This is a genomic window from Microbacterium meiriae (genome assembly GCF_040702565.1).
GTDB lineage: Bacteria > Actinomycetota > Actinomycetes > Actinomycetales > Microbacteriaceae > Microbacterium > Microbacterium meiriae.
Genome location: NZ_JBFBLJ010000003.1, coordinates 99,902 through 112,442, shown reverse-complemented (window position 1 = coordinate 112,442; position 12,541 = coordinate 99,902). Strand labels below are relative to the sequence as shown.

The following is a 12,541-nucleotide window of genomic DNA, read 5'->3' as shown; positions in this document are numbered from 1 at the left end:
TCGACTCTCAGACGGAGGCGACGGCAGCGGGAAGGAGCTCTCGCTGGGCCAGAGCCCCCCGCAGCGCCGTGACGTCGGGGAGCACGGCGTGGGCGCCCGCTCCGCTCAGAGCCGCGCGATCGTGGGCGCCGGTGAGCACTCCTGCGACGAAACCGGCACCCGCGCGGCGGCCCGACTCGACGTCGCTCACGGTGTCGCCGGCGACGGCCACAGCCTGCACCGCGGACGCTCCCGTGCGCAGAAGGGCGGTGAGGACGAGGTCGGGCGCGGGGCGTCCGCGGCCGGCGTCGACCGGGGAGAGCGCGAGGTCGATGAGCCCTCCCCACCCGAGGCCGTCGAGGATCGCCTGTCGGGTGACCGGCGCGAACCCGGTGGTCAGTGCGACGGTGAGCCCGGCGTCCTTCAAGCCCTGGATCGCGTCCGCCGCCCCGGGGATCTCCGCGACGCCGTCTTCGGCGACGATCTCGGCGTACGCGGCCTCGAACGCCGCGGTGGCCTGCCGTGCCGCGACCGCATCGCCGTCGGCCAGGTGCAGGAAGACATCGAGCTTGGACTGTCCCATGGTCTTCCTGACATAGCCGAGGGCATCGTCCCAGGGCAGCCGTGCGGCGACGCCGGTGCGTTCGGCGGCGCGCTGGAACGCCTGCTCCACCACGCCGTCGTCCACGACGGTGGTGCCGGCCATGTCGAGGACGACGAGTTCGATGGGAGTGGTCATGGGGTTCTTTCCAGAGCAGGAGTGCCGCCGAGGGCGGTGGTGAGGTGCAGGTCGGCGAGCCCGAGGCCGCAGGTCATGCCGATGCCGGTGGTGGCGGCGAGCACGAGCGCACCGTCGTCTCCGCGGTCGACGAGGAACTCGCCGTGGGCTTTCGCGTACACGCCCTGCCACCGCTCGATGACCCGCGGTGCACCCCACTCGAACAGGGCCTCGGCCTCGCTGAGGAACGCGGTGAACGCGGCCTCGGGCTGGAACGGCGAGGGGGCGGCGGCGGTGGCATGCGAGTCACCCAGGATGAGCGTGCCATCGGGAAGCTGCGTGTACATCTGGTTGAGGTCGAGGGCCGCGAGGTCGGGGCGCTCGGCGTGCAGACGCTCGCGCAGGACTCGGGCCTCCGGTCCATCGGCGAACCTCCCGTACCGGATGAGGGACCAGCCGGTCAGCAGGGGCGCGGTCAGCGGTCGCGGGAACGAGACCGCCGCCCGCATCATGTCGAGCGCACAGCGCATCACGCCGTGGCGCTCGGCGACCTCGGGCAGGAGCTGATCGATGTCGTGGTTGACCGCCACCACGACGGCCCCCGCGTCGATCGCACCGCGCGTGGTCTCCACCCGCCCTGCGCCGAGCGCCGTCACCGCGGTGCGGAAGCGGAACTCGACGCCCCGGGCCGTCAGGTGCCGCACGATGGCCGTCGCCGCGGTCCGCGGGTCCGTCTGCAGGTCGGCCTCGATGAGGGCGCCGCCGACGAGGCCGTCCCGACGCAGCGGGGCGCGGCGGAGGAGCTCATCGGCCTCCAGCATCCGGATGCCGCCGTCCTGCGCCGCCGCGGTCATCACGGCGAGCTCGTCCTCATGCCGGGCCGCGACGAGCGTGCCCGACTCTCGGATCCAGAAGCCCGCGTCCCTGGCGAGCTGCAGCCAGAGATCGCGCGAGGCATCCGCGTATCGCCGCGCCTCCCCGCCCTGCGCGCCGATGCAGAGGTGACCGAAGTTCCGGATCGTGGCGCCGGTCGGGGCCGCGCTGCGGTCGACCACGACGACGCGGAGCCCCCGGCGCACGGCCGCGTACGCGGCCCCGAGTCCGACGATGCCTGCACCGACGACGACGACGTCGGGGTTCTGCTTCGCCCCGTTCATCGGAACACCTTCCTCATCCACATCGCGAGCCCCTCGACGGCGAGCACGGTCACGAGGATCATCAGCACGATCGCGGTCACCGTCTCGTAGCGCGAGCCCTGGCTGGCGTTCAGCAGGTAGTAGCCGACCCCGCCGCCGCCGACGATGCCGAGGATCGTGGCTGCGCGGATGTTGGTGTCGAGCATGTAGAAGCTGTGCCCGATGAGCGCGCGGGTGCCCTGCGTCAGCGTGGCCGACGTGTACGTCTGCATCCGGGTGGCGCCCACCGCCCGCAGAGCGCGCTCGGGCCCGCGGTCGACCTCCTCGAAGGAGTCGGCGATGAGCTTGCCGAGCAGTCCGACCCCGCCGATCGCGAGAGCGATGACGCCGGCCTGCGCGCCGAGACCCGTGATGACGACGAGGACGATGGCGAGGATCAGCTCCGGGATGCCGCGGATGCCCACGAGGAGCAGACGGGCGGTGCCGCGCCCTGCGGCATGCGGGGCCACGTTGCGCGCGGCGAACGAGCCGAGCAGCAGCGACGGCAGGAGGGTGAGGACGGTGGCCGCGAGCGCGATCGCGACGGTCTCCCGCATGGCCTCCAGCATCGCGACCGTGTCGTAGCTGCCGAACGACGGCGGCCAGAACCGGGCGGCGACGTCGGGCAGCTTCGCCCAGAAGGTGAAGAGATCCGACCAGGTGATCTGGCTCACGACGACGCTGCCGACCACGACGAGGACCGCGACGATCCCGGCGGCCGTGTGACGCACCCGCTGGGCGGTCCACGGACGGCGCACCGCGGTCTGCGGGCTCTCCGCCCACGCGGGGCGATCGGCGGCGGAGGCGGACGGCCGCCGGCGCATGCGCGGATGCACGATCCGGTCCATCCAGGACCGCGTCTGCTTCTGCTCGCCGAGCATCGCGCCGCGCACCGTGCTCGAGACGATCTCCATCACGATGCAGAGCACGAAGATCACGAGCGCGATCCCGAGGCCCTTGCCGTAGTTCAGCGACTTGAAGGCGTAGGACATCTCGAGCCCGAGGCCGGCGACGCCCACGTAGCCGAGCACGACGCTCCCGCGCAGATTGATGTCGTTGCGGTGCAGCACTGTGGCCACCCAGCTCGGCAGCACCTGCGGCAGGATGCCCGCCGTGAACTCCTGCAGCTTCGAGCCCCCCGCGGCGCGGATCGCGAGACGTGGCCCTTCGTCGATCTGCTCGATGGCGTCCGCGAACATCTTGGAGATCATGCCGATCGAGTGGATGCCGATGGCGAGGATGCCGGGCAGCGTGCCGAGCGAGAACATGAGCACGAACGCCATGGCCAGCACCACGTCCGGCAGCGCGCGGGTGAGGACGCCGATGAATCGGGCGGCCGCGCGCCAGCCCGCGCCCGGGGTGGTGTTGGCGGCGGCGAGGTAGGCGATGGGCACGGAGAGCACGGCCGCGAGCAGCGTGCCGACGAGCACGAGGCCGACGGTCAGCGCGATGAGCCAGGCGAGGTCGGCCGGCGCGGGGAAGGAGAGCCCGCCGACGCGGCCGAGGAAGTTCTCGGCGTTGCCCCAGCTCTGGACCATCGCCGGGATCGAGATCCCCACGTCGCGCACCGCGAGGATGCCGAGCACGACGAGGACGAGGAGCGTGAGTCCCGCTGCGATGCGCTCCGCGGACAGCGGCCGCTTCGGCGCCCGCTCCACGACACTCCCGCCACCCCGGGTCGCTGAGCCGCCGCCCTGGGTCGCTGAGCCGCCGCCCTGGGTCGCTGAGCCTGTCGAAGCGCCCCGTGTCGACGCCCCCACCGCCGTCATGACGCCCCCACCGCGGTCACGGCGTCGACGAGCTCCACCTGCACGGCACGGATCTCCGCCGTCGTCGTCGCGACGCGGCCGTAGATCTCCATCACCTCGGCTTTGGAGAGTCCGTCCGTCGGGGTGTCCAGGACGACCTCGCCGTGTCGGAGACCCACGATCCGGTCGGCCCAGCTGATCGCGAGGTCGACCTGGTGGAGGCTGCACACGACAGTGAGTCCTTCGTCGGCGGCGATCTCGCGGATGAGGGCCATCACCTGCTCGCTCGACTCCGGATCGAGCGAGGCGACGGGCTCGTCGGCGAGGAGGATCGCCGGCTTCTGCATGAGCGCCCGGGCGATCGCCACCCGCTGCTGCTGACCCCCGGACAGGGTGTCGCTGCGCTGATAGGCACGGTCGAGGAGGCCGACGCGGTCGAGATGCTCCAGCGCGGTCAGCTTCGCGGCGCGGGGGTAGCTCCACAGCCCGAGCCGCGGGCCGCGCATCCGCGACAGCGATCCGGTCAGCACGTTCTCCAGAACGGTCAGGGAGGGCACGAGCTCGAACTGCTGGAAGATGAAGCCCACGCTGCTGCGGAGTTCCCGCAGCGCCCGACCTTTCGTCGAGGGAACGGATGCGCCGAGCACCTCGACCGACCCGGAGCTGGGGAGCTCCAGGCCGTCGAGATGGCGCAGCAGCGTGGACTTGCCGGAACCGGAGAGCCCGAGCAGCACGACGATCTCTCCCCGCGCCACCTCGAGCGTGACGTCCTTCAGGGCGGTGGTGCTGCCGAAGGTCTTGGTGACGCCGGCGAGGCGGATGAGGGTGTCGGATGCCGCGGTCATGGCTTCTCCTGTCGTCAGGCGCGGGGCGTCAGCCCTGGCACTGCTCGGCTTCGGTCTCGGCGCAGATGTCGCGGATGAGGTCGTAGTAGGCGTCGTCCACCGGCTTGGTGGCGAAGAACACGCTGCGGAACGCGTCGGAGTCCGCGCTGTCGATGCCCGCCGCGATGATGTCGTCGATCGTGACCTCGCCGAGGGCGTCGACGAGCTGCTTCGCCACGTCATCCGGCAGGGACGAGGAGTAGACGAGCGGAGCACCCGGGACCATGGTCTCGGCGATGACCTTCACCTTGTCGGACTTCTCGACCTCGGAGTCCTCGGCGAAACCGGCCTCGCACTCGACGCCCTCGCCGACCTTCTGCACGCTCACATCGTGCTTGCCCGCGAACACGGGCGTGATGTCGGACTTCGGGTCCACGCCCGCCTCGATGAGGTTGTACGACGGGAAGAGGTAGCCGGAGGTGGACGAGGGGTCCACGAAGCACACCTTCTTGCCCGCGAAGTCCTCGAGGCTGGAGATGTCGCTGTCCGCCGGGACGATCGCCTGCGAGTAGTAGCCGGGCTCCTGGCCCTCCTCGGTGACGATGGACGAGATCGGGGTGAGCTTCGCGCCGTTGTTGGTCGCGGTGACGTAGGTGAATCCGGAGAACGAGGCGACGTCGACCTTCCCGGCGACGGCGGCCTCGATGAGCGCGGCGTAGTCGGTGGACTCGTGGTACTCGACGGTCTTGCCGGTGACCTCGGCGATGTAGTCCATGAGCGGCTGGTAGTTCGTCTCGGTGTCCACCGAGTCGGGGACGACGCCGAAGACGAGGGTGTTCTCGTCGACGGCGAATCCACCGGCCGACTGTGCGTCGCCGGGGGCGTCGGTGGCATCGGCCGATCCGGAGCAGGCGGCGAGGCCGAACGCGAGGATCGCAGCGCCGGCGAGGGCGGGGAGAGCGCGGAGCTTCATGAGGACCTTTCAGGGTGGGAGGAGTGATCCACGGACGACTCTCCCAGCAGCCTCGCTGAGATGTATACCTATCTCAGAAGAGTTCAGTCGGCGTTCACCCGCCATTCGCCTGGATGAACAGCGCCACAACACCCTCGCGACCCTGTGACCGGACGAAGTAATGTACCTATGTGGCCGAAGCTGTGTACACCCAGATCGCCGACGACCTCCGTTCGCGGATCGCGGACGGCACGCTCCGCCCCGGCGATGACGTGCCCACGGAAGCCGAGCTCGCGGAGCACTGGCGCACGTCGCGCGGTCCGATCCGCAACGCGCTGGCGGCCCTTCGCGCGGAAGGCCTCATCGAGACGACCCGCGGCCGGCCGGCGCGCGTGGTGGCGCGCAAGGCGAATCAGGCCGTGGACGTCTCCGTCCCGTTCACCCGATGGGCGCGCGACCTCGGCGTCACCCCTGGCGCGCAGACGCAGGAGCTGAGTCTGCGGCGCGCGGGCGATCTCGGCCCGGCGCTGGGTGTCGGACGCGACGACACCATCGTGAGCGTGGTGCGCCTGCGGCTCCTCGACGGCCGTCCCACGATGCTGGAGCGCCTCGCGTACACCGAGGACGTCGGCCGTCGGCTGTTCGAAATCGACCTCGACGCGGTGTCGATCACCGAGTACCTCGCGTCGGTCGGGCATCCGATCGTCGCGCTGCAGCACGTCATCGACGCGGTCGCCGCCGACGATCAGGACGCCGCGCTTCTCCGCGTGCCGCGAGGAACGCCCATCCTGCGGCTCACGCGCACGTCGCGGGACGCCGAGGGGCGCATCTTCGAGGCATCGGAGGACCGCTACCTCAGCGAGGTGGTGCGCTTCACCGTGGCGGCGTCCGGGATATCGACGGACGGACACTACATGAGAGCAGTGGGCGGCTGAGGCCGGAGACAGATTCGCGACCGCGGGCGCGGGAGTGTAAGAAGCCAGAAAGATCGCGCCCGCGATCGCAGCGCTGGGGACGCTTTATCTGGGGAGCCTTCAGGATATGTCGGCGCCGCGAAGCCTCTGAAGTGCCGAATGTCGAGACACTCGTAGACTTTCGTCTACGGCCTCGGGGGCGGAATCACGGGCGTCGTCTCAGGATACGCGGGGCTCAGACCACCGGCAACACGGCGGACACGAGCCAGTGTCCGTCCACCTCCCCCGCGCTGAACTCGCCGCTGGCGCCCATCACGCGTTCGGCCATCCGCCCCAGGCCGGTCCGACTGGAGGAGAGCTCCCGACGCGGCGTCGTGGGGAGCGGACTGCGCAGTGAGAGGTGCGCCTTGTCGTCGTCCACCGCGAGACGGATCTCGACGGTTCCGGGGCCGGCATACTTCAGGACGTTCGTGGCCGACTCGCGCACGATGCGCGCGAGCACGATCTCGACCGCGCGGGGAATGCGCTCGTCGCCGGGGTCGCCATCGAGGATGACGTCGTGCCCGGCCGCTTCGAATTCGGTCCGCGCTTCCTCGACCGCGGCGACGAGGTCACCGGTCGGCATGCCCGCAGCGCGCGGGCCGTCGTCGGCGAGGTCGATCACGAAACGGAGGTCTGTCATGGCCTTGCGGGCGGCGACGCGGATCGCCTCACGGGAGCCATCGCTGGCGTCGGGGTCTTCGAGCATCTGTACGTGCAGCGACACCACGGTGAGGTGGTGCGCGATGCTGTCGTGCAGCTCGCCGGCGATCCATCGTCGCTCGGCGAGGACGGCTTCCCGTTCCTGCTCAGCCGCAGCCTCCAGCTCGTGCTCGAGGCGACGTCCGCGCGCGAATGCGAGACGAAGCGCGAGCCCGACGGCACCGGCCGCGGTTGCGAAGATCAGGTAGATGCCAACGTTCACCGGCACTTCCGAGTCACCGTAGGCGATCACGCCTGTCGCGACCAGGAATCCAGCCGTGTACGAGAGGACGAGTGACGTCCATCCCAGCCGCATCACCAGGGCCGCCGCGAAAGCGGCGGTGATGAGCACTTGGGTCTCGGTTCCGGTGAGGAAGGAGAGTCCGAGGGCCACTCCCATCGCGCAGGTCGCGACGAGGGGGGACCAGAGAAAGAGGGCGAAGACCGCGGTCGAAGCGATGCTCACCGCGGATGTGAGGGGATTGACGTTCGGATCGGTGATGAGTCCGCTGACGTCAACGGCGATCATGATGCAGATGATCGCGAGGATCACATAGCGCTCCACACGGCTGAGCCGCTCCCCTCGACCGAGGCGGAAGATTTCGGGCGTCGCCCTTTTCGTCTGGTCGAAGGCCATGGTGCACTATCTCCTATTTGCCAGCTATTCTAGCGGTAGAGACCGAAGAGCTTGCCAACCTGCTGCCAGAAAGACATACTGTTCACCTCCTTGATGTGGTCGTTTGTCGATGTCTGTATTCATCTTCTCGGCGGCGCGCGGAGCGCACATCTGGCCTTCGTCCAGACCTCGATAGCCAAAGGTCTACATCCTCAGAGCGCCCGCTTCACGCCGTTAGGCTTCCTCCATGCAGGAAATCCGCGTCGTGATCGTCGATGACGATCCTCTGGTCCGCTCCGCGCTGTCGCACTTCGTGTCGCGCGCGCCCGAGATCACGGTCGTGGCGCAGGCGGAGGACGGCCTGGAGGCCCTCACGACGGTCGAGCGCGAGAAGCCGGACGTCGTGATGATGGACGTCCAGATGCCGGAGATGAACGGCATCGAGGCGACCGCGGCGATCGCCGAACGATGGCCGGACGTCCGCATCCTCGCCGTCACCACGCTCGACGGCAGCGACACCGTGCTGCCCATGCTGAGCGCCGGCGCCTCCGGCTACCTGCTGAAGGATTCCAGCGCGGAGGAGATCGTCACGGGTGTTCGCGAGGTGTTCGCCGGAGCGAGCTCGCTGTCGCCCCGCATCGCGTCGATGTTGATCCGCCACGTGCGCGACTCCACTCCCACCGCAGCCGCGGAGACCCTCGAACCGCTCACCGAGCGCGAGGAGGAGGTGCTCCAGTGCCTCGCGAAGGGCATGTCCAATGCCGAGATCGCGAAGGCGCTCATCGTCTCCGAGGGGACGGTGAAGGCCCACCTCGGCCGCATGATGTCGAAGTGGCACCTGCGCGACCGCGTGCAGATCCTCGTCACGGCCGCCCACGCCGGACTCGTCACCTTCCGCTGAGCCGCGGCCTCAGAGCGCGAGCAGCACGATCCCGACGAGGACGATCAGCGAGGCGCCGATCCGCCATCCCGGCCGCGACTCGCGCAGGACGAAGGCGCCGAACAGGCTCACGAGCACGACGCTGACCTCCCGCAGCGGTGCGACGAGGGCCACGGGAGCGATCTGGATGGCGGTCAGCACGAGGATGTAGGACAGCGGCGACAGGATGCCGAAGGCCAGGATGCGGCGCCACTGCGTGCGCCCCAGCGCCACGACCGCACCCCATCGTCCACGAACCGCCACGGTGTAGAACGGCACCTGCAGCAGCGTGGTGCCGACCATGAACGCCACGGGTGACAGCTCCCACTCGCGCACCGCGTGGGCGTCCCAGATCGTGTAGACCGCGATCGCCACGCCGGTGAGGGCGCCGAACAGCAGACCGGGGTCGATGCGGCGCCCGCTCCCTGCCGGCCGGCGGTCGACGAACCCGATCGCGACGACCCCGACGATCACCGCGGCGACGCCGACGAGCGCCAGGGCCGAGGGGCGTTCCCCGAGCAGGAGCACGGCGACGATGACCGAGAGGAAGGGGCCGGTGCCCCGGGCCGTCGCGTAGACCGTCGACAGACTGCCCTCCCGGTAGCCGCGCTGCAGCACGGCCATGTAGGCGACGTGCAGGACCGCGGAGACGGAGACCCCGAGTGCGAACGAGGAGAGGTCGGCCGCACCGAGTCCGCCCGTGAACGGCACGGCGCCGATCCAGACGACCGTGCTAGCGGCCGCACCCCACCACAGGAACGGCGAGCCGGCGCGACTGATGCCGTGCGCGATGACGTTCCACGACGCGTGGGCGATCGCGGCGGCGAGGACGAGGACGAGAGCGACGGCGGACACGGCAGACCCTTCCCTCCGCCGCGGGCGCGACGAATCGGGTCCTCCGGGCTTTTGTCCTGTCAGATGACGACCCTCCTGCGGAGGAGGATCGTGGCGCCGCTCGGACCAGACGGGTGCAGACCCCGGAACCCTAGGCGCTATCGCCACCACCCTATCCCCGACCGGGAAGGCCGCGAGACGGGGTGCGTGACGGGGCGCGACTACGCTCGAAGGACACCCCGCGCAGGAAGGTCATGCCATGCCCGTCACCCCGGACGCCCTCGCCCACGCCGAGGACCTCGCCGACTTCGTCGCCGCCTCCCCGTCGAGCTATCACGCAGCCGCCGAGACGGCCCGCCGTCTGGAGGAGGCCGGATTCACACGGTTGCAGGAGGAGGACGCCTGGCCCGCGCAGCCCGGAGGCCGGTACCTCGTGGTCCGCGACGGCGCGACGATCGCGTGGGTGGTGCCGGAGGGGGCGACCGCCACGACGCCCGTGCAGGTGTTCGGGGCGCACACCGACTCCCCCGGCTTCAAGCTGAAGCCACAGCCGACCACCGGAGCCCGCGGCTGGCTGCAGGCCGCCGTCGAGGTGTACGGCGGTCCGCTGCTGAACTCCTGGCTCGACCGGGAGCTGCGCCTCGCCGGCCGGCTCGCCCTCGCCGACGGTCGGGTCGTCCTCGCCGACACCGGAGCCCTGCTGCGCCTCCCCCAGCTCGCCATCCACCTCGATCGGGGGGTCAACAACGGCCTCGCGCTCGACAAGCAGACCGAGACGCAGCCGGTGTGGGGTCTCGGCGACCCGACCGAGGCCGACGTGCTGGCCGAGCTCGCGGCATCCGCCGCCGTGGACCCCGCAGAGATCCGCGGCTACGACGTCGTCGTCGCCGATGCCGCGCGGGGCGCGGTGTTCGGCAAGGACGACGCGTTCTTCGCCTCCGGCCGGCTCGACGACCTCGCCTCCGTGCACGCGGGCGTGGTGGCCCTCGCGGCCCATGAACCCGAGGCGGGAGCCCCCGTCGCGATCCTCGCCGCGTTCGACCACGAAGAGCTCGGCTCCGAGTCGCGCTCCGGCGCCGCGGGCCCCTTCCTCGAGGATGTGCTGGAGCGGCTCTACGCAGGGCTCGGGGCCGACGGCTCCGCCCGCCGCCAGGCGTACGCGTCGTCGTGGTGCCTGTCCAGCGACGTCGGGCACTCCGTGCACCCGAACTACGTCGGCCGACACGACCCCGTCGTTCAGCCCGTGCTCGGCTCCGGGCCCATCCTCAAGCTCAACGCCAACCAGCGCTACGCGACCGATGCGGTCGGCGCCGCGTCCTGGCGGAACTGGTGCGATCGGGCCGGGGTGATGACGCAGGAGTTCGTCTCGAACAACAGCGTGCCGTGCGGCTCGACCATCGGACCGATCACCGCGACACGGCTCGGCATCCGCACGGTCGACGTGGGGATCCCCATCCTCTCGATGCACTCCGCGCGCGAGCTCGCCGGGGTCTCGGACCTGCACGACCTGACGCGCGTGGCCGGGGCTTTCTTCGCCGGCTGAGCCGGGCGCCCGGCGCGGTGCCCTGATCCACGTCACGAGTGCGCTCGCGGAGTGCCAGGATGTGAGGATGACCGACATCAGGCCGGCTCTCATCGAGCGCGCAGGCATCGAGATCATCCCCGAGTCCGAGCGGACCGCCACGCCCCGCGACCTGTTCTGGCCGTGGTTCGCGGCGAACGTCTCGGTGTTCGGGATGTCCTACGGCTCGTTCGTGCTCGACTTCGGCATCTCCTTCTGGCAGGCGACTCTGGTCTCGGTCGTCGGCATCGTCGTGTCGTTCCTGCTGTGCGGACTCATCGCGATCGCGGGCAAGCGAGGGTCGGCGCCGACGATGGTGCTCTCCCGGGCCGCGTTCGGCGTCCAGGGGCAGAAGGTCCCCGGGATCGTGTCCTGGCTCACGTCGATCGGCTGGGAGACCTTCCTCGCGATCATGGCGGTACTGGCGACGGCGACGGTCATCACGCAGCTCGGCGGCGACGGGGACAGCCTCTGGCTGAAGATCCTCGCGACCGTGATCGTCGCGGCACTCATCGTCGCCGCCTCGGTGCTCGGCTACCACACGATCATGCGGCTCCAGTCGGTGCTGACCTGGATCACGGGCGTCGTGACGGTGGTGTACATCATCCTCGCGGCGCCGAGCATCGACCTCGCTGCGGTGATGGCCCGTCCCGACGGCGGCATCGGCCAGGTCGTCGGCGCGCTCGTGATGGTGATGACCGGGTTCGGACTGGGGTGGATCAACATCGCCGCGGACTGGTCGCGCTACCAGAAGCGCACCGCGTCCGACGGGGCGATCGTCGCCTGGAACACGATCGGCGGCTCGGTGGCACCGGTCATCCTCGTCGTCTTCGGTCTGCTCCTCGCGGGATCGGACGCCGAGCTCATGGACGCGATCGCCGCGGACCCGATCGGCGCGCTCGCGAGCATCCTGCCGGTGTGGGTCCTCGTGCCGTTCCTGTTCACGGCCGTGCTCGCGCTCGTCTCCGGCGCGGTGCTCGGCATCTACTCCTCCGGCCTGACCCTGCTCAGCCTCGGCATCCGCATCCCGCGGCCGTCGGCGGCGGCGATCGACGGCGCGATCCTCACGGCGGGCACCATCTTCGTGGTGTTCTTCGCGACCGACTTCCTCGGCCCGTTCCAGAGCTTCCTCATCACCCTCGGCGTGCCGCTGGCCTCCTGGGCCGGCATCCTCATCGCCGACATCCTGCGCCGTCGCAAGGACTATGACGACGAGGCCCTCTTCGACAGCCGCGGACGCTACGGCGCCTGGGACTGGACGTCGATCGGCACCATGGTCGTCGCGAGCGTGATCGGCTGGGGTCTCGTCCTCAACGGCTTCGCGGACGCCGCGCCGTGGAACAACTGGCAGGGGTACCTCCTGTTCCTCGTCGGCGGGACGGACGGAGACTGGGCGTATGCGAACCTCGGGGTGTTCGTGGCGCTGGCGCTGTCGTTCCTCGTGACCTGGTTCGCCCGGGCGGGGAAGATCCGGCGGCAGGAGTCGTGAGCCCTTCGACAGGCTCAGGAACCCAGGAGCCGACAGGCTCAGGGCCCCCGGAGGCGGCAGACTCAGGGACC

Annotated in this window: 11 protein-coding genes; 4 read left to right on the top strand and 7 right to left on the bottom strand. The window is 70.2% G+C overall.

All coding sequences use genetic code 11. From position 1 onward, the window contains the following. Positions 1 to 7: 7 nt before the first annotated feature. The 5 genes from AB0310_RS14155 to AB0310_RS14135 are packed head-to-tail and all read right to left on the bottom strand — an operon-like array spanning position 8 to position 5,417. Positions 8 to 718: an HAD family hydrolase gene (locus AB0310_RS14155; protein WP_187662334.1), complete on the bottom strand. Its 711-nt coding sequence runs from the start codon at positions 716 to 718 to the stop codon at positions 8 to 10. Beyond that, the gene (locus AB0310_RS14150) at positions 715 to 1,854 is read right to left on the bottom strand and encodes a TIGR03364 family FAD-dependent oxidoreductase (RefSeq protein ID WP_366237498.1); all 1,140 of its coding nucleotides are present in this window, start codon (positions 1,852 to 1,854) and stop codon (positions 715 to 717) included. Before AB0310_RS14150 ends, AB0310_RS14155 begins: the two co-directional genes overlap by 4 nt. After that, a complete protein-coding gene (gene phnE / locus AB0310_RS14145) occupies positions 1,851 to 3,641 on the bottom strand; it encodes a phosphonate ABC transporter, permease protein PhnE (RefSeq protein WP_366237497.1) in 1,791 nt (596 codons plus the stop codon). The genes AB0310_RS14150 and phnE overlap by 4 nt, the downstream gene beginning before the upstream one ends. Beyond that, the gene (gene phnC, locus AB0310_RS14140) at positions 3,638 to 4,465 is read right to left on the bottom strand and encodes a phosphonate ABC transporter ATP-binding protein (protein ID WP_268776633.1); all 828 of its coding nucleotides are present in this window, start codon (positions 4,463 to 4,465) and stop codon (positions 3,638 to 3,640) included. Before phnC ends, phnE begins: the two co-directional genes overlap by 4 nt. A 28-nt stretch (positions 4,466 to 4,493) precedes the next feature. Beyond that, positions 4,494 to 5,417: a phosphate/phosphite/phosphonate ABC transporter substrate-binding protein gene (locus AB0310_RS14135; RefSeq protein ID WP_187662337.1), complete on the bottom strand. Its 924-nt coding sequence runs from the start codon at positions 5,415 to 5,417 to the stop codon at positions 4,494 to 4,496. A 170-nt stretch (positions 5,418 to 5,587) separates the two neighbouring features. Here AB0310_RS14135 and AB0310_RS14130 point away from each other — a divergent pair, with 170 nt between their 5' ends. Continuing rightward, a complete protein-coding gene (locus tag AB0310_RS14130) occupies positions 5,588 to 6,331 on the top strand; it encodes a GntR family transcriptional regulator (RefSeq protein WP_232089093.1) in 744 nt (247 codons plus the stop codon). Between the two features lie 214 nt (positions 6,332 to 6,545). On the opposite strand, the gene AB0310_RS14125 is transcribed toward AB0310_RS14130, so the two are convergent. Continuing rightward, a complete protein-coding gene (locus AB0310_RS14125; RefSeq protein WP_268776632.1) occupies positions 6,546 to 7,688 on the bottom strand; it encodes a sensor histidine kinase in 1,143 nt (380 codons plus the stop codon). Between the two features lie 226 nt (positions 7,689 to 7,914). Here AB0310_RS14125 and AB0310_RS14120 point away from each other — a divergent pair, with 226 nt between their 5' ends. Beyond that, positions 7,915 to 8,568 (top strand): response regulator, encoded by a 654-nt coding sequence (locus AB0310_RS14120; RefSeq protein WP_232089094.1) that lies wholly within the window; start codon positions 7,915 to 7,917, stop codon positions 8,566 to 8,568. Between the two features lie 9 nt (positions 8,569 to 8,577). Here the strand turns inward: AB0310_RS14120 and AB0310_RS14115 are convergent, their stop codons facing one another. Continuing rightward, positions 8,578 to 9,441 carry an EamA family transporter gene (locus AB0310_RS14115; protein WP_366237496.1) on the bottom strand — a complete coding sequence of 288 codons (864 nt, stop codon included), beginning with the start codon at positions 9,439 to 9,441 and terminating at the stop codon, positions 8,578 to 8,580. Positions 9,442 to 9,679: 238 nt separating this feature from the next. Between AB0310_RS14115 and AB0310_RS14110 the strand changes: the two genes are divergently transcribed. Together AB0310_RS14110 and AB0310_RS14105 are read left to right on the top strand one after the other, a co-directional pair. Further along, positions 9,680 to 10,963: a M18 family aminopeptidase gene (locus AB0310_RS14110; RefSeq protein WP_366237495.1), complete on the top strand. Its 1,284-nt coding sequence runs from the start codon at positions 9,680 to 9,682 to the stop codon at positions 10,961 to 10,963. A 67-nt stretch (positions 10,964 to 11,030) separates the two neighbouring features. Then, on the top strand, positions 11,031 to 12,470 hold the full coding sequence (locus AB0310_RS14105; protein WP_366237494.1) for a purine-cytosine permease family protein: 1,440 nt from the start codon (positions 11,031 to 11,033) through the stop codon (positions 12,468 to 12,470). Positions 12,471 to 12,541: the final 71 nt, after the last annotated feature.